18 protein-coding genes are annotated in these 22928 nt (G+C 44.5%); 11 read left to right on the plus strand and 7 right to left on the minus strand.

From position 1 onward, the window contains the following. The 3 genes from QUA88_RS16705 to QUA88_RS16715 form a co-directional block, all read left to right on the plus strand. A partial coding sequence (locus QUA88_RS16705; protein WP_333272720.1) for a PAS domain S-box protein occupies nt 1–2808 on the plus strand: 2808 nt, incomplete at its 5' end. Beyond that, nucleotides 2805–4181: a response regulator gene (locus QUA88_RS16710; RefSeq protein WP_333053796.1), complete on the plus strand. Its 1377-nt coding sequence runs from the start codon at nt 2805–2807 to the stop codon at nt 4179–4181. The genes QUA88_RS16705 and QUA88_RS16710, both read left to right, overlap by 4 nt. 285 nt (nt 4182–4466) lie before the next feature. Further along, on the plus strand, nt 4467–5480 hold the full coding sequence (locus QUA88_RS16715; RefSeq protein ID WP_333263190.1) for a poly(ethylene terephthalate) hydrolase family protein: 1014 nt from the start codon (nt 4467–4469) through the stop codon (nt 5478–5480). Between the two features lie 45 nt (nt 5481–5525). On the opposite strand, the gene QUA88_RS16720 is transcribed toward QUA88_RS16715, so the two are convergent. The 3 genes from QUA88_RS16720 to QUA88_RS16730 form a co-directional block, all read right to left on the minus strand. Then, nucleotides 5526–5681 (minus strand): helix-turn-helix domain-containing protein, encoded by a 156-nt coding sequence (locus QUA88_RS16720; protein WP_333053959.1) that lies wholly within the window; start codon nt 5679–5681, stop codon nt 5526–5528. Between the two features lie 226 nt (nt 5682–5907). Continuing rightward, nucleotides 5908–7986: a SpoIIE family protein phosphatase gene (locus tag QUA88_RS16725; protein ID WP_333053798.1), complete on the minus strand. Its 2079-nt coding sequence runs from the start codon at nt 7984–7986 to the stop codon at nt 5908–5910. Nucleotides 7987–7995: 9 nt separating this feature from the next. Then, nucleotides 7996–9012: an ABC transporter substrate-binding protein gene (locus QUA88_RS16730; RefSeq protein ID WP_333272725.1), complete on the minus strand. Its 1017-nt coding sequence runs from the start codon at nt 9010–9012 to the stop codon at nt 7996–7998. A 621-nt stretch (nt 9013–9633) separates the two neighbouring features. Between QUA88_RS16730 and QUA88_RS16735 the strand changes: the two genes are divergently transcribed. From QUA88_RS16735 to QUA88_RS16745, 3 genes are all read left to right on the plus strand, one after another. Further along, on the plus strand, nt 9634–11205 hold the full coding sequence (locus QUA88_RS16735; RefSeq protein WP_333210348.1) for an NAD(P)H-quinone oxidoreductase subunit N: 1572 nt from the start codon (nt 9634–9636) through the stop codon (nt 11203–11205). 143 nt (nt 11206–11348) lie between these two features. Beyond that, on the plus strand, nt 11349–11948 hold the full coding sequence (locus QUA88_RS16740; RefSeq protein ID WP_333053801.1) for a Uma2 family endonuclease: 600 nt from the start codon (nt 11349–11351) through the stop codon (nt 11946–11948). 105 nt (nt 11949–12053) lie between these two features. Then, nucleotides 12054–12470, plus strand: coding sequence for a GNAT family N-acetyltransferase (locus QUA88_RS16745; RefSeq protein ID WP_333053802.1), 417 nt, complete (start codon nt 12054–12056; stop codon nt 12468–12470). 2 nt (nt 12471–12472) lie between these two features. On the opposite strand, the gene QUA88_RS16750 is transcribed toward QUA88_RS16745, so the two are convergent. Both QUA88_RS16750 and QUA88_RS16755 read right to left on the minus strand, forming a co-directional pair. Next, nucleotides 12473–12832 carry a Spx/MgsR family RNA polymerase-binding regulatory protein gene (locus QUA88_RS16750; RefSeq protein ID WP_333053803.1) on the minus strand — a complete coding sequence of 120 codons (360 nt, stop codon included), beginning with the start codon at nt 12830–12832 and terminating at the stop codon, nt 12473–12475. A 29-nt stretch (nt 12833–12861) separates the two neighbouring features. Then, nucleotides 12862–13305, minus strand: coding sequence for a DUF4332 domain-containing protein (locus QUA88_RS16755; protein WP_333053804.1), 444 nt, complete (start codon nt 13303–13305; stop codon nt 12862–12864). Between the two features lie 395 nt (nt 13306–13700). On the opposite strand from QUA88_RS16755, the gene QUA88_RS16760 reads away from it, so the two are divergent. The 5 genes from QUA88_RS16760 to QUA88_RS16780 all read left to right on the plus strand — a co-directional run bounded on the left by QUA88_RS16760 (nt 13701) and on the right by QUA88_RS16780 (nt 21013). Beyond that, nucleotides 13701–15089, plus strand: coding sequence for an aminopeptidase P family protein (locus QUA88_RS16760; RefSeq protein WP_333053805.1), 1389 nt, complete (start codon nt 13701–13703; stop codon nt 15087–15089). Nucleotides 15090–15269: 180 nt separating this feature from the next. Then, nucleotides 15270–16832, plus strand: coding sequence for an adenylate/guanylate cyclase domain-containing protein (locus QUA88_RS16765; protein WP_333272729.1), 1563 nt, complete (start codon nt 15270–15272; stop codon nt 16830–16832). 209 nt (nt 16833–17041) lie between these two features. Next, complete coding sequence (locus tag QUA88_RS16770; RefSeq protein WP_333053807.1) at nt 17042–18028, plus strand: GntR family transcriptional regulator; 987 nt, start codon at nt 17042–17044, stop codon at nt 18026–18028. Nucleotides 18029–18289: 261 nt separating this feature from the next. Then, entirely contained in the window at nt 18290–18964 is a 675-nt protein-coding gene (locus QUA88_RS16775) for a nitroreductase family protein (protein WP_333053808.1), read from the plus strand. Nucleotides 18965–19123: 159 nt separating this feature from the next. Continuing rightward, nucleotides 19124–21013: a hypothetical protein gene (locus tag QUA88_RS16780; RefSeq protein ID WP_333053809.1), complete on the plus strand. Its 1890-nt coding sequence runs from the start codon at nt 19124–19126 to the stop codon at nt 21011–21013. Between the two features lie 115 nt (nt 21014–21128). Here QUA88_RS16780 and QUA88_RS16785 read toward each other — a convergent pair whose 3' ends face one another. Next, complete coding sequence (locus tag QUA88_RS16785; protein ID WP_333210332.1) at nt 21129–21749, minus strand: Uma2 family endonuclease; 621 nt, start codon at nt 21747–21749, stop codon at nt 21129–21131. Nucleotides 21750–22027: 278 nt separating this feature from the next. Then, nucleotides 22028–22807, minus strand: a complete 780-nt coding sequence (locus tag QUA88_RS16790; protein WP_333053811.1) for an ABC transporter permease — start codon at nt 22805–22807, stop codon at nt 22028–22030. Nucleotides 22808–22928 lie beyond the last annotated feature (121 nt).

Here is a 22928-nt window from a genome sequence, read left to right on the forward strand (position 1 = left end):
ATTTCGGGTGAAATTGTTTTGAGTAGGTTGCTGGAAAGATTGATGAAAATTGCGATCGAGAATGCGGGGGCGCAAAAGGGTTTTTTGATTTTAGAAAAAGCGGGAAACTGGGCGATTGAGGCGGAAGGTTCGGTGCAGGAGGATGAGGTTAGTGTGCTGCAATCGCTTCCTCTCAATCCGATAGCAGCTTCTGGGGGAACTCCTTTGCTGGCTTGTGCGATCGCCAATTATGTGATTCGTACTCAGGAAAATGTGGTGTTAAATAATGCGGCTCAAGAGGGACAATTTACCCGCGATCCTTATATTGCAGCTACTCAACCGAAGTCTATTCTTTGCACTCCTCTGCTGCACCAAGGTAAGTTGACTGGCCTTCTTTATTTGGAAAATAACCTGACTGAAGGGGCTTTTACTACGGATCGCCTAGAATTGTTAAAACTTTTATCTGCCCAAATTGCTATTTCCATTGAAAATGCTCAGCTTTACGATCGATTAGGGGAATACTCGCGAACGCTGGAACGTAAGGTTATAGAAAGAACGCAAGAATTGCAACAGGAAATCGCTGTTAGGATGCAGACAGAAAGAGCCTTGGGCAAGTCTGAGGAAAAGTTTTCTAAAGCCTTTCGTTCCAGTCCTAACCCGATCGCGATCGCCCGATTTGCAGATGGACGCTACATCGAAGTGAACGACAGTTTCCTCAGCACTTTTAGCTACTCTCGCGAACAGGTAATTGGTTTTACAGCAATTGATTTGAATTTTTGGGGTAATTTAGAAGAATGTGACAGATACAGACAGCTCTTGCAAGAATCAGGAGTGGTTCGCAATCAGGAATTCGATTGTCGTACTGCCGCAGGCGAGGTGAGGAAGATGCTGGTATCAGCAGATATTATTGAGCTGGGTGGAGAAGCGTGTATTCTGTTAGTCACTAACGACATTACCGAGCGTCAAAGGGTAGAAGAAGCGCTCAAAGAAAGCGAGGCTAAATACCGTGACTTAGTTGAAACATCGCAGGATATGATTTGGTCACTTGATATCGAAGGGCGTTATACCTTCGTCAACGCTGCTGTAAAACATATATTTGGCTACTTGCCTAAAGAAATGATAGGGCGAAAATTTAGTGATTTTCAGCTACCTGAACAACTTCCAAAAGATAAAAAGATATTCCAACGTATGCTGAATGGAGAGTCTGTATTTCAGTATGAAACTATACAATTAGCTAAAGATAGTAGACCTATCAATCTCCGGTTTAATTCACTTGTATTGCGGGATTCCGAGGGAAAAATTCTCGGAATAACTGGCACAGCTAGCGATATTACGGAAAGTAAAAAAGCAGAGGCAGCCTTACAAAAATCCAAAGAAGTTGCAGATGCGGCTAACAAGGCTAAAAGCGAATTTTTATCAAAAATGAGTCACGAATTGCGAACTCCCCTCAATGCAATTCTCGGCTTTACCCAAGTGCTGGCGCGCGACTCATCCCTTTCTCAGATACAGCAGGGACAGATAGGCATCATTAGTCGTTCTGGCGAGCATTTGCTGACGCTGATTAATGACGTGCTGGAAATGTCTAAAATAGAGGCAGGTCGGATTACCTTAAATCCTACTAGCTTTGACCTGTATCATTTGCTCCATTCTCTCGAAGAAATGCTCAAAATTAAAGCGGATTCTAAAGATTTACAGCTCAGTTGGCACATCGATTCTAACATTCCTCAGTATGTAAAAACTGACGAAAGTAAATTGCGTCAAGTATTGATTAATCTGCTAGGAAATGCGATAAAGTTTACGAGCAAGGGAAGTGTGACGCTTAGGGTAGCAGCAATTAGTGCGAAACAAAAGTCCCCAACAGACAACGAACCACGGACTATTACGTTTGAAGTGGAAGACACTGGTTACGGCATTGCTCCTACTGAGCTAGATTCTTTATTTAAGGCTTTTGTGCAAACTGACGCAGGTCGGAAATCTCAAGAAGGAACAGGCTTGGGTTTACCAATCAGCCGACAATTCGTACAACTGATGGGAGGAGACATTACCGTCAGCAGTACCTTGCATCGAGGAACAATTTTTAGTTTTGATATCCAAATTAGTTCCCCAGAGATGGCTGAAGTTCAACCTCGACAATCAAGAAGGCGGGTAATTGGTTTACAACCCAACCAACCCTCATATCGCATCTTGGTGGTTGATGATAAATGGGAGAGCCGTTTGCTATTGGTTGATCTTCTCGAACCGCTTGGCTTGGAGGTGCGCGAAGCAGTAAATGGTCAAGAAGCTATTAGAATCTGGGAGACTTGGAAACCTCACCTAATTTGGATGGATATGCAAATGCCTGTGATAGACGGGTATGAGGCTACCAGACAAATTAAAGCCAAGATTCAAGATGAGGCTACCCCAATTGTTGCGTTGACCGCTAGCGCTTTTGAGGAAGAGCGAGCCATTGTTTTATCATCAGGCTGTGACGATTTTGTGAGCAAGCCTTTTCAAGAAGAAGTGATTTTTGCCAAAATGGCTGAACATTTAGGGGTACAGTATATTTATGAAGATTTACCGAACTTTACATTATCTCAGCTTGAGGGTCAAGACCTGAGTGTAAAAGCAGAGGAAAAAACTGAAAATTTAAGGACAACTTTGGCGAAAATGCCTGCTGAGTGGGTGATACAGTTACATCAAGCAGCTATCGATGCTGATGCCGACCTGATTTTAAGTTTAGTCGCCACAATCCCCGAATATAATAAGTCTTTCCCGGAGACCATCGCTGATTGGGCTAACAACTTTCGATTTGATAAAATTACTGACTTAACCGAACAAATTATCCCATGAACAGCCAGCCATTAGCATCTCATGTTGCCAATCTTTTAGTGGTTGACGATACCCCCGACAACCTGCGTCTTTTATCGACTATGCTGAGGGACAAAGGATATAAAGTTAGGGGCGTAATAAACGGGGAAATGGCATTAAAAGCAGCGCGTTCTACCCCACCAGATTTGATTTTGCTCGACATCTCTATGCCCCAGATGAACGGCTACGAAGTTTGCCAACATTTAAAAGCGGATGCCAGAACTTCGGGTATTCCAGTTATTTTCTTGAGCGCCCTAGATCGAGTGTTGGATAAAGTCAAAGCATTTGCTGTAGGAGGAGTAGACTACATCACCAAGCCATTTCATTTAGAAGAAGTTTTAGCTCGTGTCGAAAATCAACTAACTATTCAGCGTTTGCAAAAAAAAATGCACGAGCAAAATGCGCGATTGCAGGAGTCTGAGGCTAAAGAGCGGAATAAATCCCAACAACTAGAGCTGGCTCTACAACAGTTACAAAATGCACAAGCTCAGCTCATCCAAAGCGAGAAAATGTCAAGTTTAGGGAATGTCGTAGCGGGGGTAGCTCACGAAATTAACAATCCGATTAGTTTCATTAAAGGGAACCTCTCGCCCGTAAGGGAGTACACTGAAGATTTGCTGAGGCTGGTGCAACTTTACACAGAAGATTTCCCCAATCCCACAGCAGCTATCCAGGAACAACTGGAGGCAATCGATTTCGCTTTTCTCAGGAATGACTTGCCGAAGCTAATTGCTTCTATGAGCATAGGAGCTGATCGAATTGGAGAAATAGTGCAATCGCTGCGGAATTTTTCCCGACTCGATGAAGCTGAGTTAAAAGCGGTGGATATCCATGAAGGAATTGAGAGTACGCTGATGATTTTGCAGCATCGGCTGAAAGATGAAGCACAGCAAACGATAATTAAAGTGGTAAAAGAGTATGATAATCTGCCAAAGATAGAATGCTACGCGGGGCAAATGAATCAGGTTTTTATGAATGTTCTGACTAATGCGATTGAAGCGTTGCAATCCCCAAAACGTTGGGCAAATGATGTAGATGATAGCAGCTCGATCCCTACTATTACTATTTGCACGAAGTTACTCTCCGACTTTCAAGTGGGTATTTATATTACTGATAATGGCCCCGGCATAACCGAAGAGATTCAACAACGCATATTTGAGCCATTTTTTACAACGAAGACAGTGGGAACAGGGAAGGGTTTGGGGTTATCGATTAGCTATACTATTGTAGTGGACGACCACGGGGGACAACTGAGTTGTTTTTCGATACCGGATCAAGGGGCGACATTGGCAATCGAAATTCCGATTTACCACTCTAGAAAAGGTTTTTATAAAGAGGATTTGGTCGGGCTATAAGCCACACTAAACTTCAAGTATTCAAAAATGGTGTAAGATCGGGAATCGTGTTTATTTAGGAGTCATATCATGTTCGATCGATTAACCATACTATCCCGGTCGGGGCGGGTTTTTGAGATTGTCAATTATTGGCAGGTATTGTGGGTGAACCCGCCCCTACACAAATTGCGATCGAGGGGACATGATATCATTTGATTGGCAATTTTTACACAAATTTCCCTTAATGGCAAGTCGCCAACTTGCTTTTTTTTAGTAGCTGATGCACGCACTCTCAAACCCAAAATAATGATGAATTTAAACCATGATTTTTTTTCAGTAAAAACTCTAGCAATTATTTGTGTAATTGCTGCGTTTGTTGTCATTGGTGGCAAAGTTTTTGCGACAATAATCGATGATAGACCGCCATTTAAAGAGACTAGCTTTTACAGTACGACTATATCGGGTAATAACGATTTAGTTGATATTTATTATCCTAAACCATCCGATCTTAATTCTGGTAATTACTCTTTTCCCATTGTGCTTTTATTGCAAGGTGCGCTTGTAGATAAATCATTTTATTCAGATTACGCTAGCCATGTGGCACGGTACGGCTTTGTGGTGGTTGTTCCGAACCATTTGCGGCCTTCGCCCTTCAATCCCACTTCACCGCCTAATTTGGCGTCGGAAACTTCCCAAATTGGGGCGGTTTTGTCTCAAATGGCGATCGAAAATACAAAGCCCACATCTCCGATCGCGTCTGTTATCGATACGCAGCGCCTTGGTTTATTGGGTCATTCTTTTGGTGGTGCAGTGGGGTTATCGGTGATTGCTAACAAATGTCTCCCAGAATTGTATTTGTGTCAAGAGCCATTTACGCGCCCGAAAGAACTATTAGCTGCTGCATTTTTTGGAGCTAACTTGCGGAATCCTATTGCTAATGAATTTGTACCCATCGCTAATGATGGCATTGCAGTGGCGTTGATTCAAGGATCTATCGATGGTGTCGCCCTGCCCGATCGAGCTCACAGCACTTTTGACCAAATTCAAACACCACCCAAAGCTTTGATTACTGTTATGGGTGCAAATCACTTCGGCATTACCGATGTTAATAACCCCGCTGGTGCGATGCCCGATCGCAATACTGCTACCTTAGAGCGAGCCGTGGGTATTGAAACGATCGCCCGTTGGAGCGCGCTATTTTTGCGGGCACATATGCTTAAAGATCGATCGGCATTTGATTATATTTACTCTCAAGGTGACGCCCTCGATCCGAATGTCCGTGTTACCACCGTTGCAGTTCCCAAACCATCTTCTAAGTAGCTACCTAAAAAACGTAAGATAGATTAAGGCTAATACATAGTGTGCCTAACTTTTTATTATTTGGGATCGCCGATCTGACAGACCGCGAGCACTATATTGTTTTAAGCATCTATGTACAGTAATTCTATGTACACCTAAACGTTCAGCTACATCTGTAAGGCTTTTAATCGCTCCAGTCTTTAACCAATAAAGTGCCTGAATTTTTTATTTATTAGGTAGAGTTCCCTGCTCTGACTAAATTATTTTTAACTCGTATGCTATTAAATCCATTCTTTCTTAGTAGTTTACTTTCATAAATTATTCCTCAAACTAGGTTCTTCATTTTAGGATTTTATTGGGTATAGCAAAACCATTTGATTTGTAAACAATTGATTCAATCATCACAAGCGTTTCAGGTTGTTCTACATTCACGACTCAAATAGACGTGCTATATAATATTATTATTAACTAAATTTCCATTTTCAGTAACCTCAGCCTGCCGCTTAAAGACTAGCAACGTAATATCATCAAACACTTTCTGCTTACCAATATGTTGCCGCACATCTACAATCACCGCATCCTTAACTCCTGCTGCAGACTTGTGCCAATTTTGACTAATTACTTGACACAATTGCTTTAGTCCATACTGCTTTTTGCGGATGTTATAGGCTTCTGGAATCCCATCAGTATAAAGCACCACGCCATCTCCAGGTTCTAGCTCAATCAGGACGTGACTGATGAAGTCTGCGATATCATCATCTAAAGCGATCGGGAAGCCTAACTCCATCGTGTCGATGCGCTCAACATCTCCATTTTTTCGCACCACTAGCGTTTCTTCATGCTGACCGCTGATGCTGATCCGTCCTTCGGAGTAGTTCAAAATCGCCAGCGTCAGACTTTTCTCAGAATTCATGCGCTGCACGTTTTTGTAGAGGGTACGGTTGAGTACATCCAGGAATCGAACTGGATCTAGTCCACGAATCTCTTGCAGGGTGCGAACTGAGGTTTGCGCCATCAGCATTAGAATGCCGCTTTCCAGGCCATGTCCGGTGACATCACCGATCGCCAGTGTGACAACACCATCGATCTGTAGCACGTCGTAGTAGTCCCCTCCTACTTCATCGGCGGGTTCCATGTATCCGGCGATATCTAGTCCCTCAATTTCCAGTTCATGAGGGTTAGGCAAAATCATTTGCTGGATCTGACGCGCCACATTCACTTCTGCACCTAAACGGAGGTTGTCTACTTTGAGTTTTTCGTTGAGGGTCATGATTTCCTGATTAGCATTAGCGAGTTCTGATGTTCGTTCTTTAACTTTGTCTTCGAGGGTTTCAAATGATTCTTGAATTTGCCTCGCCATGCTGTTGAAGGATCGTGCTAGCAGACCAATTTCGTCTCGCGATCCCATCTTCACACGCATATCTAAGTGACCCGCCGTAAACTGGGCAACCGCTTGGGTGAGGTAAATCAGAGGCTTGGTTAATAGTTGTGCGATCGCCAAAGCGATGATAGTTACAATTGTGGCGATGATTGCTAATAAAAGAAGTGCATCCTGTATTTGTTTTTCTACAGGTGCTAGGGCAACGGCAATGGGTTGTGCGAAAAGAACTGACCAAGGTTGATATTGCAGGCGGGCGATCGCTAAGAGGCTTAACTCATTATTACCCGTAGCTGTCAATCGTGTGATTAGATAAGGCTGTTTAGTGTCTAAAGCCTGCTTGATGTCGGGCAAATTGATTGCAAGTTCTTCCGTTATATTTTTAGGCAAACGCCCTTCGCGTTGCAGTTTCACTACAACATTGGGTGACAAAGGTACAATTGATTTGAAAAGGAGTTCCGGTGTAGTGCTATGTGCCAGATGGATATAGTTCTCATCTAAAAGAACGGCTAACGATTTCGCACCTGCACGTTCAGTTTTCCGACTCACCAACTGCTGGACAGATGTGGCATTGTATGTCACCCGCAATACACCCAATATATTTCCCTTCGCATCGCGAACAGGACTGCTAAAGAAGAGCGTAACGAGGTTGGGAATTGTCGGCGATTGCCTAATGCTAGAAACAAAAGATAGTTGAGTTTTGAGCGGTTCTTGGAAGTAATCTTGACCGGATTCATCTCGTCCCACATCCAGTGTATTCGTATCGAGTACATTCCGTCCCTTTAAGTTGAGCAAGGCATAGGAGATAATATTAAGCGTATCTTTGCGACTGAGCCTGGTTAAGGTTTCAGTCGCTAACATCTCTTGGGGACTACCATTTCGCCGTTCTGGAGGTATGCCCAGATAGGCAGCCAAACCTGGTAAAATCGCTTCTACGCGCACGGCATTGAGATTCCCATCGATAAACCCATCTATTCTGTAAGCGGTTTCGTTAGCCGCCGCAGATAGCGCTTGTCGTGCGTTGTCGGTCAATGCCTTTTCAGTTGTCTGCTTGTTGACAAATGCTAGCAACAGCAACGGAATCAGAGCAACGACGAGAAACGACACGATTAACTTTGTACGAATGCTGTTGAAAAACAATCGCTTCATGGTTTGAGACTAGGAGGGGGGGGTTAAGAAAGAAGAATTGAACAAGGTTTCTAGATTGGGAAGGCGCGTCACATTGCCAGCGCGAATAAAAAAGTCCGTATATTTTTTGGCAGTTTTGTAGATATAATTATGACTGTTTGATTGAAATAAATTTTGATTGTCTGCAAAGTCAGTAAAGTCTATTCCGTCGAAAGAAATGGTATTGATGGGCATATTCAATGCTTTGCTGACGATCTCCTTTCCTTCGGTAATATTTGCTTCCCAATATGACAAGCCTTGAAGCCAGCCTCGCACAAAGGCGCGAATATCTTCGGGGCGATCGCGTATCACCTCACCCCGAAACGCGATTAAATCCAAAATTAAGCCTGGGGTTTGTTTGCTTGTAAACAGGATATGCGCCCCTAATTTTAATGCTTCAGAAAGATAGGGTTCCCAAGTGTGTCCTGCTTGGATAGCATTGTTTTGTAAGCGATTGGGAACTTCAAAAGTCTCGACTTTAACCAGTCTAACATCATCGCTTGTCAGCTTAGAGGTTTTCAACATCTCAGTAACGAAAACCTCGCTAAAGTCGCCTAGAGTTGCACCAAGCTTTTTTCCTTTCAAGTTAGGGATTGTTTTAATATCCGATTGCGCGACTACCACATCTGCCCCTGTCGATTCATCCACAACCATCACAGCTTGCATATCAGGATATGTGGCACTCAAAATCACAAAATCGCCCAAGGTCAATGCGATCGCATCATACTTCCCTGCACTGAAATCCGCGAAAAGCAATTGTGAGTGCTTTATATAGCTGAGTTCCACGTCTACCCCTTGCGCTTTGAAGAATCCTTTCTCTTGAGCAATGATCAGAGGTGTATAGCCAACAAAAGGAACACAAGATACTTTTAGGGCAGGAGGTTTTACTTTTAGAGGTGCCGAAGACTGACAAGCAAACAGCAGCCAGCAGGTAATAAATATACAGATGTAATTGAGTAATTTAGACATACTAGCTAGAGGATTCTTGGTGTAAAAAAGCCGACTCATATTTTCTTGATCCCGATCGACCTAAGTGCATCTTCCGCAATAGCCACTAAACTTGTTCCGGCGGCGATATCTAGAACAAGCTTGCCCGATCGCACTTTGACCAATTCTACTAACCGAGTTGCAGCTTGTTTGTGAAATTCATTTTCCTAGTCGGGGCGGTTGTTGAAGTCATTGATAATCTGCGGTTTGTAGGCACTTAGCGAGTCAGTCAATCGATTTTCGATTTTCGATTTTCGATTTTAGAATTGAAGCATTGACTTGTGCGAGATAAATTCGGGGGATCCTTTATCGGATACAGGTTTTTTATTTCTGGACGGATGAATCACGTGGCGGGTATCCTCGATGCTTTCAGTCATGGCGAATTATTGGTTTAACTTTCTACATTGTGGCAGTTATGGTCGATCGCGACTCTAGTCGCAGGTGACATCACTCAGCAATCTCTACAATGCCCGCCCATGTATGCAAAACCGCTACCGAGTATCAACTCTCCGGCAACAAACACCCGCCCAATTGGGATCGCGAAGCTGTAATCCGCTACAATCTGTGTTTGGTAAAGAATTTTTACAAGTTCACAGCCCATTACAGCCTTTGCGGCTTGTACTACCCAACCTGCCTGAAAATATGGATTTTGCTACTCTTGCTGCCCAGCTAAATGCTGGAACTATCTTGCCAGAGGGAATTGTCATCATCACCCTCTTGGTGGTTCTCGTCGGCGATTTAATCGTAGGCCGCAGTTCATCTGGTTGGACTCCCTACGTTGCCGTTGCGGGTTTGCTAGCCGCCGTCGCTGCCTTGTGTTTGCAGTGGGATAACGTTGATACCATCTCGTTTCTAGGCGGTTTTAACAGCGATGCCTTGAGTTTAGTGTTTCGCGGAATTATCGCTTTGACTGCGGCTGTCACTATTTTGATATCCGTCCGCTATGTACTGCAAACTGGTACTGCTTTAGCGGAATTCATCGGCATTTTACTCACCGCTACTTTGGGGGGAATGTTCCTCAGCGGCGCTGATGAATTGGTGATGATTTTTATTTCGTTGGAAACTCTGAGTATCTCGTCTTATTTGCTGACGGGTTACACAAAACGCGACCCGCGTTCCAATGAAGCTGCTTTGAAATATTTGTTAATTGGGGCTTCTTCTTCGGCGGTGTTTCTCTACGGGATTTCGCTGCTGTACGGATTGTCGGGGGGCGAAACTCAGTTAAGTGCGATCGCTGCTAACCTTTCTACTGTGAACGAAGGTCAATCTCTCGGTTTGGTGATTGCTTTAGTTTTTGCGATCGCCGGCATCGCCTTCAAAATCTCTGCGGTTCCCTTCCACCAATGGACTCCAGACGTTTACGAAGGTTCTCCTACACCCGTTGTTGCCTTTCTTTCTGTCGGTTCCAAAGCAGCCGGTTTTGCCCTAGCAATCCGCTTGTTAACAACTGCTTTCCCCGCACTTATCGAACAGTGGCACTTCGTGTTCACGGCCTTAGCCATTCTCAGCATGGTGTTAGGAAATGTGGTTGCCCTCGCCCAGACTAGCATGAAGCGGCTTTTGGCTTATTCGTCGATCGCCCAAGCCGGTTTTGTGATGCTGGGTTTGATTGCAGGAACAGAAGCCGGTTACTCCAGCATGATATTTTATCTGTTGGTTTACCTGTTTATGAACTTGGGCGCTTTCGCCTGCATCATCCTGTTCTCGCTGCGGACTGGAACCGACCAAATTAGCGAATACTCCGGTTTGTACCAAAAAGACCCGCTGTTAACTTTAGCCTTAAGTATTTGCCTGCTTTCTCTCGGTGGAATTCCGCCCCTGGCTGGATTTTTCGGCAAAATCTATCTGTTCTGGGCCGGCTGGCAAGCAGGACTTTACGGCTTAGTTATTCTGGGATTAATTACCAGCGTAGTTTCGATTTACTACTACATCCGCGTGGTCAAGATGATGGTAGTAAAAGAACCTCAAGAAATGTCAGACGCGGTGAAAAATTATCCCGAAGTTCGCTGGAACCTTCAGGGAATGCGGCCTTTGCAAGTCAGCGTTGTACTCACTTTGGTGGCGACAACATTGGCGGGAATTTTGTCGAATCCTTTGTTTAATTTGGCCAATGATGCTGTTACCAAAACTCCCATGTTGCAGTCGGCTTTGAGTCAGGTGCAACCTGTTGTGGGTGCGAAAATTGACTCTAATTTGGTGTCTAGCCGGGATTAATTTTTCCTGTTTTTGAAATAGTGGAAAACGCCTGACTCTTTGCAGTTGGGCGTTTCTTTTTTGTTGTGATATACTGTTAATTATGATTTTTAACCGCAGATGTAGGCAGATTAACGCAGATAAAAGTTAGTACAGAGGCAACAATGTTAGTACAAAGTAAGGCAAAGTTTTATACTCCAGATGAGTACCGGGAGTTAGAGGAAACTGCTGAGTTTAGAAATGAATACCGCGATGGAGAAATTGTACAAATGAGTGGTGGTAGTATTAATCACAGCCGGATTATCCGAAATTTGAGTAGAGTCTTGGGAAATTTGCTTGAGGGGCAGCCCTATGAGCTTTTTCACAACGATTTGCGGTTGTGGATTCCTCGGTATCGACGGGGAACTTACCCGGATGTGATGGTGATTGAAGGGGAGCCAGTTTTTACCGAGGGACGCAGTGATGAGATCCTCAATCCGATGCTCATCGTGGAAGTGCTTTCTAAGTCTACCAAGGATTTCGATCGAGAGGATAAGTTTCGGTTTTATCGATCTATCCCTGAATTCTGTGAATATGTGTTAGTCAATCAATCTGAGTTTTTAGTCGCACAATATATTAAAACCGAACCAAATGAATGGTTATTTCGGGAATATGAGGGAGAGACAGCAACAGTTTCTTTTGCTTCCTTGGGAGTGCAAATGTCGATGAGCGAGATTTATGCAAAAGTGGTATTTGAAAGCCCGGAAACGGAAGTGCAGCAGTAAACTTCATGCTATGGGGTGAAGCAATGTCTAGCTTGGTAACAGTAAAACAATAATAACTTGGTGGGTGGTGAGGACTTTAGTCTTCTAATTTTTATGAGGGAAGATATGGATAACTACCGAATTGTCGAAACTTTGACCGAAAGCCAGGTTTCCGACTTGATGGATTTGTACAAAAACGAGTTTTGGAGCGACAAGCGGACGCGGGAGGATGTTGTGAAAATGCTGGAGGCAACTGATGTTACCATTGGTTTTGTCGATGAGACCGATCGACTAATTGGCATTACCCGCGTCATTACCGATTTTGTCTACAGAGCCATGATTTTTGATGTCATCATCAAGCCGACACACAGAAAGATGGGACTGGGTGCGAAGTTGATGGATGCAGTTTTAACTCATCCCAAATTGCAAGCTGTCGAGCATTTTTATCTTAATTGTTTGCCGAACATGATGCCGTTTTACGAGCGTTGGGGTTTCTCGGATGATGTGGGCGAACTTAAGTTTTTGCGGCGAACAACTGGCTGAACTTAGCCCCTTGAAAGCTCCAATTTTTCTCGAATTACGTCTTCTTTGAAACCTACTAAAACAGCCGTTCCATCTTTAACGAAAAGAGGACGTTTCAGCAGCATCGCATCCTTAGCAAAAGCATCTACCCACTGTTCGCTAGTCCAATTTTTCTTGTCATCGCCCAAAGCGCGGTAAGATTGACCGGAAGTATTTCGCATGGGTTCAAAACCTAAAGCAGCTACCCAGCTTTGGATTGTTTCGCGAGTCGGCGGCTGTTCTTTTGTGTTAATGAACTCGTAATTAACATCGCTATCTTTGAGCCACTGGAAAGCTTTTTTGCAGGTTCCGCAGTTGGGGATTCCGTAAACTTGAATTGACATAATAATGACTACTAACTAATGACTAATGACTAATGACTACTGACTAATCTAGCTTGTTGAACCCATTTTTGCACGCGATCGACTGAAGGAGTCAAGTCATTGCGCTGCATTGTCGCTACGTGCAGCCTTAAAACTTGTTGGTGCAATCTCTCCACGGGCATTTGAGCCAATTGAGCCGGAGAAGCAACGCCGGCGTGCAGTAACAGCCCGCAATACTGACACCCTACACTTGGAATTCCAGCCAAATTTGCCATCGCTACCCATTTATTAACATATTGAATGTTAATCTGTAATTGATTGGCTAGCAACACTTTCGCCGCTTGCGTTTTCGTCAGGCGAATTAGTTGTCCGGTTGTGGTGATGCTGCACTCTTCCAGTTGAGATTGGTTTTCCTTGCTCAATCCCGGTAAATGTGCGATCGGCCAGTCGCGTACTTGCACAGAAGTTTGAGGAGCTTTATGAGAAATTTTCATGTTTTTTCAGTGAATTTTACTTATACTTTAAAGTCTAAATTATAAAACAGTCAATAGAGGATATCGCTCACGTCACCCTATCAACAAAAACCAGACCAAGGAATTTGACTCATTGCGGGTGTTGTGATAATTATGCTAATTTCCTACAAAGTAGCACTTTCAGCCGGTTTTCCTGCCTGTGGCTCAGGCTTACTGCTTAACCACATCATCCGGGCGATGACGACAAAGACTATAAAAAAGACAGCCTATAAATGCTAGCAAAAAATAAGTGACAGATGAGAATTTTCTCAAAAATGGCTGCCAAATTGACCGTCAGAATTTTAGGGCTTTAATGCTGAGAATGCAAAAACTTGTGGCTGACTGTAAACCCAACTCAAAATTATAGGTTTTTACCCATGACAATTACACAAGGTGATGATTTGTTAACTAATATTCTACACCAACGGCGGCAAAAACTGGCCAGTTTAATTAATTTTCCGGTAATTTTATGGTCGGGGCGCAGCATTCCTCGCAATTATCCGGCACTTACTTATCCCTTTCGTGCCAGCAGTCACTTTCTATATTTTGCTGGTTTGCCCTTAGAAAATGCTGCCATTCGCTTAGAATCGGGCAAATTAGAATTGTTCTTAGATGACGCACCTGCTAGCAGCACTCTTTGGCACGGAGAAATGCCGAAAAGAGCAGAAATTGCCGCACTAATTGGGGCTGATGCTGCTTTCCCAATGGCCGAATTGAAATCGCGATCTACAAATGCAGCAACGATCGCAATTCAGGATTCTTGGACTCAGTTGCAACAGCGTGAAATTCTCGATCGCCCTCTCGCACCGCCCAAATCGCCAACCGGAATTGACCTAGAATTAACCAAGGCAATTATATCTCTGCGCCTGAGCCACGATGCAGCCAGTTTGGCCGAATTGCGTCAAGCTGCCGCTGTCACCGTAGAAGCTCACAAAGCGGGAATGGTGGCAACCCGAAATGCTCAAATTGAAGCGGGGGTGCGCGCTGCAATGGAAAGTGTCATCATCTCCAAAAACATGACCTATGCCTATCCCAGTATCGTGACTGTGCATGGAGAAGTGCTGCACAGCGAACATTATCACAATCCCCTACAAACAGGAGATTTGCTGTTAGCAGATGTCGGCGCGGAAACATCAACGGGATGGGCGGCTGATGTGACTCGCACTTGGCCGGTTTCTGGCAAGTTTTCTCCGACTCAAAGAGCGATTTATGATGTGGTTTTGGCAGCGCACGATGCTTGTATTGATAAAATTAGTCCGGGGGTGGAATATCAAGACATTCATCTGTTAGCTGCTCGGATTATGGCGGAAGGATTAGTTGATTTAGGTATTTTGCGGGGTAATGTTGAAGATTTGGTAGACATGGATGCTCATGCGCTATTTTTTGTGCACGGTATCGGACATTTAATCGGTTTGGATGTTCACGATATGGAAGATTTAGGCGATTTGGCTGGCTATGAAGAAGGAAGAACCAGAAGCAGTCGGTTTGGGTTGGGGTTTTTGCGGTTGAATCGAGTTTTGCGTCCGGGAATGCTAGTATCGATCGAACCGGGATTTTATCAAGTTCCGGCAATCTTAAATCACCCAGAAAATCGCGCTAAATATGAAGATTTTGTGAACTGGGAGGAGTTGGAAAAATTTGCCGATGTGCGCGGAATACGCATAGAAGATGATATACTTGTCCTCGATGAGGGTAGAGAAGTATTGACAGGGAAATTGCCCACAACAGCTCCAGAGATTGAGGAGTTAGTTGCGGTAAATACGTAAGTTGAGCCGAGTTAGATCGCACATACGCAGTTCCATCAGGTGTGAAAAAAGATAAAGATGAATAAAGGTTGGCAAATAAGTCTTTCGATATTAGCTAAAAAAGTGGTCTCGCAAGTCAGAAAATTCGCTGCACTAATACTTCCACGCATTGTTCGTAAACCTAGATCCTCGCGGCCTCCGATGCAAGCTGCATCTTTGCCCAGCAACGAAGAAGACAGGCTAGAAGCACTGCACCGCTACAACATTCTCGACACAGAAGCCGAAGCAGCTTTTGACGATCTAACAGCTTTAGCATCTTATATTTGCGGCACTCCGATTGCTTTAGTTAGCTTAATAGATTCTAACAGACAGTGGTTTAAATCCAAAGTTGGTCTGGAAGCGCCAGAAACTCCGAGAGAGTTAGCTTTTTGCGCCCACGCTATTTTAAATCCCAACGAATTGCTAGTTGTACCCAATGCTCTAGATGACGATCGCTTTGTCGGCAATCCGCTAGTAACTTCCGATCCAAATATTCGGTTTTATGCTGGAGCCCCGCTAGTAACTCCTGATGGTTATCCGATCGGCACTTTGTGCGCGATAGATACAGTTCCTCGTAATCTCACCCCAGAACAGCTAGAAGCGCTGCGGACTTTAGGACGGCAAATTATTCACCAGATGGAGTTGCGAATAAATCTGACTAAATTAAAGCGCGCACAGATCAAGAACAAACAAGTAGAAGAAAAACTCCGTTCTACAGACGAGCAAATTGTCAATTTTTTAGAAGGAATGAGCGATGCTTTTTTTGCTTTCGACACCCATTGGCGATTTACTTACGTCAATTACAAAGGCTCGCAATTTTTGAAGCGCTCGCAGGAAGAACTTTATGGTAAAAATTTTTGGGAAGAGTTTCCAGAATTCGTGAATTCGGATTTTTATAAAGAGTATCATGAAGCTGTCGCCAAACAAATTGGGGTGGCTTTTGAAAAATATTATCGTCCCTTAAAAGTGTGGCTGGAAGTCCGAGTTTTTCCTTCTCACGACGGCATTTCTGTGTTTTTTCATGACATAACTAAGCGCAGGCAGATGGAGTCTGCACTCATGAAAGAACAGAAAAAAACAGAAAGTTTACTGCTAAATATTTTGCCAGAACCGATTGTCACTCGGTTGAAGCACGAACCGGGGGTAATTGCAGACAAGTTTGAAAAAGCAACAATTCTTTTTGCTGACCTGGTGAATTTCACCCAAATTTCTACTACCATGTCTGCCACTAAATTAGTGTACTTGCTGAATGAAATTTTCTCAGCTTTTGACGGACTGAGTGAGAAGCACGGCTTAGAAAAAATTAAGACGATCGGGGATGCTTACATGGTAGCAGCAGGTATTCCCATTGAACGTCCAGACCACGCAGAGGCGATCGCCGAAATGGCGCTGGATATGCTAGTAGCAATTGAGAAATTAAATGTGAAGCTAGACGCGAAATTTGACCTCCGCATCGGGATTAATAGCGGCCCGGTGGTAGCGGGGGTAATCGGCACTAAAAAATTCATTTACGATTTGTGGGGAAATGCGGTAAATACAGCCAGCCGCATGGAATCTCACGGCATAACAGGCCGCATTCAAGTCAGCCACTATACTTATGACTTACTGCAGGATAAATATGAATTTGAAGATCGTGGCGAGATCGAGATTAAAGGTAAAGGGCAAATGCAAACTTATTTGCTGACGGGTAGAAAAACAGTAAGCGATCTCAAAATTGTAGAGTAAATAAAGCTAAGAGTTGAAAGTACCTGATTGTTGAGGAAACTCTGCAGGCTGCGATCGATCGCGCCTTCGAGGCGATCGCTCGCTCGGTAGAACGGCTGCTGCAGATCAACCAAATAAGATTATGCTATAGACAGAGATATCGCAGCAATCCTAGGCGCGGTACTCGACGTTATAAAAATACTAAGTTGAAGTCGTCGGAGCCTTTAATAATGGTTCAATTTCATATTCAAACCGATAGCGATATTCCAGCATCCACCCAACTATTCAATCAAATCAGGTTTGCGATCGCCTCGCGACAATTTCCGCCCGGACACCGCTTGCCCAGCACCAGACAGCTAGCCATGCAGACGGGTTTGCACCGCAACACCATCAGCAAAGTATACCGCCAGCTCGAAAATACCGGACTCGTAGAAGCCCAAGCAGGATCGGGCATTTACGTCCGCGCTCAAGGCAACGAAGTTGTAGGCAACAAACTCAAATCTCCGATCCTCGAAGAATATCCCCTGGCTAACAAAATAGTACAAGGAAGTATCGATCAACTGCTGGAACAGGGCTGTACGCTCAACCAAGCGAGGGAATTATTTTTGACCGAAATTGACTGGCGGCTCAGGTGCAGCGCCCGCGTGGTCGTCACAGCCCCCACAGAAGACATCGGCGTGGGTGAACTGATGGCGAAAGAACTCGAACAAGCTCTCCGTATTCCCATACAGTTAGTGCCGATGGAACAGCTAGGTACTTTTTTGGATCAAATCTCTTCGGGAACTGTGATCACGAGTCGATATTTTATCGGAGAAGCAGAATCGATTTCGGCACCGCGTTCAGTGCGAGTTATTCCCGTAGACATCTATGACTACAGCCAGGAAATCCAGCTAGTCGGGGGTTTGCCGAAAGACAGTTATTTGGGTCTCGTTAGCCTGAGTCCGGGAATGCTACGATCGACCGAAGTCATCATCCACAGCATCCGGGGAGAGGATTTGCTGGTGATGACGGCCTTGGTTTCAGACGAGTACAAGATTAACTCGATCGTGCGATCGGCCAGAACAATTTTTTGCGACCAACCGAGTTTTGCTACAGTTAAAGCTGCCATCAATGCGGCTAGAGAAGATATTATTCGTCCCCCGCAACTGATCTGCTCCGAAAATTACATCGGATCTAAGTCGATTAATTTGCTCAAGCGCGAGTTGGGCTTGGGATGATACCATTTTCGATTTTCGATTTTCGATTTTCGATTAAAAAATTGGGAATGACTGCATAATGGTTGGGATATTCTTTAGAGTTGCATCCTTTTGGGAACTGGTATAATTCCCAATTCCTAATGGGCGTAAGCTGCCCACGGCGCACCCTAAATAATTAGGTTATTCGTCCAGGACTGAACTTGTAACTTTCAACTTCCAGTACCCGATACCGGATACCCAATTCCCAACTACCAATTACCAATTACCAATTACCAATTATCCATGACAATTGAAATCCAACCTTCAATTAATGTTAAAACGGCGATCGAAAGCCGGCGGGCCGCGCGCAGCTTCCAACCCGATCCGATTCCCCCAGCAATCTTGGCAGAGATTTTGCGATTGGGAGTGCGATCGCCCTCTGGTTACAACTTGCAGCCTTGGCGGTTTATCGTACTTCAAAACGCAGCCAGCAAAGAAAAATTAAAAACTTGCGCCTTCGATCAGCGCCAAGTGGTAGAAGCCCCAGTAGTATTAATCTGTTGTGGCGATCGGCGCGCCGGCAGCCCCGAAAACACCGAAGCCGTCATCGAATTGGGCAAAACCACAGGCGCAATGAATGACAATTTAGCAGGTTATATGCGACAAGCAATCCCGCAATTGTTCGAGAACCGTCCCTGCTTCGACTCCCTAGAAGCTTGGACAAACAGACATACAATGCTTGCAGTAGCCCACTTAATGATTGTGGCTAAAAGTTTTGGGGTAGACAGTTGTCCGATGGAAGGTTTTGTCAGCGCTAAGGTGAAAGAAGCCTTTCAAATCCCCGAAGAAGTAGATGTTTGCTGTTTGCTGCCGCTTGGTTATGCAGCCGCACCTTTCAAACAATATGGCGGGCGTTTTGACGTGACTCAAGTTTATTACAGCGAAAGTTATGGACAGGCTTTGCAAGCTGAGATTTGAGAGTTAAGATTTTGTGGCAACTTGAATTTTCCGAGTTAAGATTTGGAATGAATCGATGCCCAAGTTCAACCTAATCAAAAAACCCGACTGTTCTGCAATCTAAAATCTAAAATTCAAAATCTAAAATCGAAACTTGTGAGATAAGACAGAGGAGAAAATATGACAGCAGCAACGATCCAAAGCAACGCCCAACTTCTAGAAGTAAAATTGCAGCAACACTTGCAAGCAGCCGGATTTAAAAACTTACCGCTTTATATTAGTTGCGATTTTCGAGATGAATCTTTAACGGTTGTGGGAGAACACCCGCGCAGTTTAGTTCTCAAAGCCAAACCGACTTTTGCGGTGCTAGAAGCAGCAATTCTCGAAATAAAACCAGAATCTATTCAACAGATTGGACTTTGCCTAAAAATTACCGGGCAAAAACAGCCTTATGCTTTCCATTCTTTTACCATGCACAACCCTGTTTTGTCAAAACCAAAAACAGTGCTGTTGTTCAAAAAAACCGAGAATCCCCCTGCTGAAGAAACGGGGATAGTCTTAACAGAAAATGTGGTACAGACGGCGGATGTAGAGGAGGAGATACCGTTAGAAACAGATGAGAAAGATGCGTGGGATGAAGAATATTTCCCCAATTTTTCTGAGAGTTCCAGCAATTCCGATCCGATCGCCTTCAGCGTGCAAGCAATCCCGGCAGATATTGCAGACAATCCCTTCAATCCGCTGGATATGGAAGCGGTAACAGTTGCCCAAAAACCCAAGCAGTCACCGTTTGCGATGCTGGCTGCAGTAGGAATCATCAGTGTCGCCGCGCTAGTTTTGGCAGGCGGTTATTATATGCTGAGCCGCCCCTGCGTCATCGGAGAATGTAGTGCTTTAGCTAAGGCCAAACAGTTGAGCGAGAATTCGACGAAGACGCTGAAAACCTCAAAAGTTGCCAACAGCCCCCAAGAAGCGCAGAAACAGTTAAAACAGGCGATCGCCCTTTTGGAACCGATTCCCTCCTGGTCAATTCATCGCGGTGAAGCTCAAAGCGCCTTGGAAAGCTATCGTTCGCAAAATCAGAATTTAAACTCTGCGATCGATGCAGCGCGGCTCGCACAGTCAGCAGCCCAGAAAACCCAAAATCCGCCTTATTCTGCCGAGAAGGGGCAGGAAGCGCAAGCTCTGTGGCAAAGTGCGATCGCCGAACTCGGAGAAATCCCCGCAGACAGTCCAGTTTATCCGTTTGCTCAGAAAAAAAAGCAGGAGTACCGGAAGAATGTAGCAACTGGAAATCGGCAGTTAAGCACAGAGAAAACAGCGGAAAAAACGCTGCTCGCCGCCAAAAATACAGCCCAAATAGCAGAAGCTCGCGAAGCCGTAGCTCAGACAGCCGAGACTTGGGATCAAGTGCAATCAGGTTGGGAAGAAGCCCTCGTAATCCTATCAGAAATTCCCACGAACACGACATCTTACCAACAAGCTAAACTGTTAGTTCCCAAATACGAAACCAAACTTTCCGAAGCTCGCGAGCGCAAAAATGTCGAAGGAATTTCGGAAAATGCCTATACTCAAGCTGTGACTTTAGCAGCGGAAGCTCAAATTTTTGAGGGCAAAAACGCCTGGTTTAAAGCATCAGAATCCTGGCGAAGAGCTTTGAGTTACGCGGAGCAAGTGCCGGCGGCAACTGCCTATTCTCAGAAAGCCCAACCGCTGATCGCTTCCTACACAACTTCATTGCAGCAAGCAGAAGTAAAGTTGCAGGAAGAAAGGAACATGCAAAAAGCCCGTACTGATTTAGATAGAACTTGCAAAGGCAACCCCAAGATTTGCGACTATACTGTTAGCAAAGATTTGATTGCGGTGCAGATGACTCCAGGTTACGTGCAGAAACTCCAACAAACTTTCATTCAAGCAAACAACAACAATGCTGTGAAGACTCGCCAAGCTGTAGAAAACCACGTTCAAACGTTGCAAAAAGCTTTGGAGGCGATCGCCGAAAACGCCAAAATCCCGATGCAGGTGTACGATGGCGAAGGCAAGCGGATTGGGAGCCACGAACCGAAGTAGCCGGGATTTGAACATATTGTAGGGTTGGTTGACCGCGGCAATTCAATTAAGCCACCAATAGGTAAATATTTAACCGCGGCTAACCCAACAAATAGATTTTGGCAAGGGTATTGAGTTACTCCGCAATCAATCCAGCTTGAAAAACTTGTTGTGCCGTCAAATTCAACTCTGGAAAAGTTGACGACTCAATTTTATCATTTCCCCGAAACAAACTCACCTCATACTCGCCATCAACCAACTGATAAACCGATATCGTTGGTTGCTTGGGATTCCCGATAAACCTGCGGCCGCCCAAACCGAGATAATCCACAATCCAGTATTCAGGAATCCCGATTAGTTCGTATTCGCCTACTTTTTTGATGTAGTCATTTTGCCAGTTGGTACTAACTACTTCAATAACCAGCGGAATTGATGCTCCTTGAGTCACAGTAGAGAATTTTTGCCATAAAGGTTCTGATGCTAAGTTGGGGCGATTTAAGATCGGAATATCGGGCGAATAGGCTGATTCGTTTTCCGGCGGCTTAACTAATGCTTGTTTGGGGATGAAGTACGGCAGGTTTAGCCTGACAAATTCAAGAGTTAATTTCGAGGCTAAGAAACCGATAACTTCTTCATGTTTTCCCGGTGGCTGGGCTATTTCAATAATCCCTCCCTTGTGCAGTTCGTAACGTCGGTTTTCGGGTTTCCATTCCGCAAATTCTTCAAAAGTTACTGGTTGATTTGGAGTTTTAATCATGGTAAATTATCCCGATATCTTGTCCTATAAATCAATCATAATTATTGTAGGGGCGGGTTCACCGACAATCTTTAATGTCAGTCCTAGATTCCCTAAACCCGCCCCGACTAGATATTTATGTACAGATTATATGAGTTGTCAGTTATCAGTCATTTGGGCGGGGCGGGTTTATGAGATTTATCATTTTTATCGGAGATGTTGGTGAACCCGCCCCTACGATAATTCGGGTTAATTTATATTCTATCTGGTGTTCCCAATGCCCAATGCCCAATTCCCAATTACCATTTGATCAATTGTGCATCTTGATTAAAAAACTTCCGGGACAATCCCTCAGTCAACAGCAGAGTTGCGATTACAGTTGCCAGCGCTAACACAAACATAATCAAAATCTGGTAAGATGCTGCATCGAGAGGACTGACACCGCTCAGCATTTGACCTGTCATCATTCCCGGTAAAGTTACGATTCCTACCACCGTCATTGTATTTAAAAGCGGGATTAATCCAGCTTTTATCGCATCTTTGCGGTACTGCTTTACTGCTTGCTGCGGCGTCGAACCTAAACTTAAATGGGTTTCTATTTCTAACTGGCTGCTATTAACTGTACTGACAAGTCTTTCGCCCGCGATCGCCCCGGAGTTCATGGCATTGCCCAAAATCATACCCGCTAAGGGAATCAGGTATTGCGGTTCGTACCAAGGGTCAGGTTGCAAAATTAGCAAGTTTGTATAGGCAAGAGTCAAGGCCGTACTTATCAAAATTGAACCCCAAACTAAGGGCAGTAAGTTCTTGATTTTTTTGCTGATGCGGTTGCTGGCAACCATGCTAGCAGTTGTCAGCATGATTGCTAAAACTGCTAAAACCAGCCAAGGATTTTTCCCCTCCGGGTCAAATATAACTTCGAGCACGTACCCGACTAAGATTAGCTGGATCAGGGTGCGCCCTGCGGCGATCGCGATCGCCCCCTCCAATCCCAATTGCTGCCACGCCGAAAGCCCGATCGCGATCGCCACCATCCCCAAAGCCCAACCCAAATCAGTAAAATCTAGCAGAATTAACACCGGCCCACCCTTTCGATAATGTGATTGTTTGCCTGTCCAAATATAAGATATTTGAATAAAGGTTTCTGAGAAACAGTTTTGCTGCAAGAATTTGCTTTGATAATGCTTGAAATTTGTGGTG

Origin of the sequence: Microcoleus sp. D3_18_C2 (genome assembly GCF_036702395.1) — a bacterium.
Lineage (GTDB): Bacteria > Cyanobacteriota > Cyanobacteriia > Cyanobacteriales > Microcoleaceae > Microcoleus.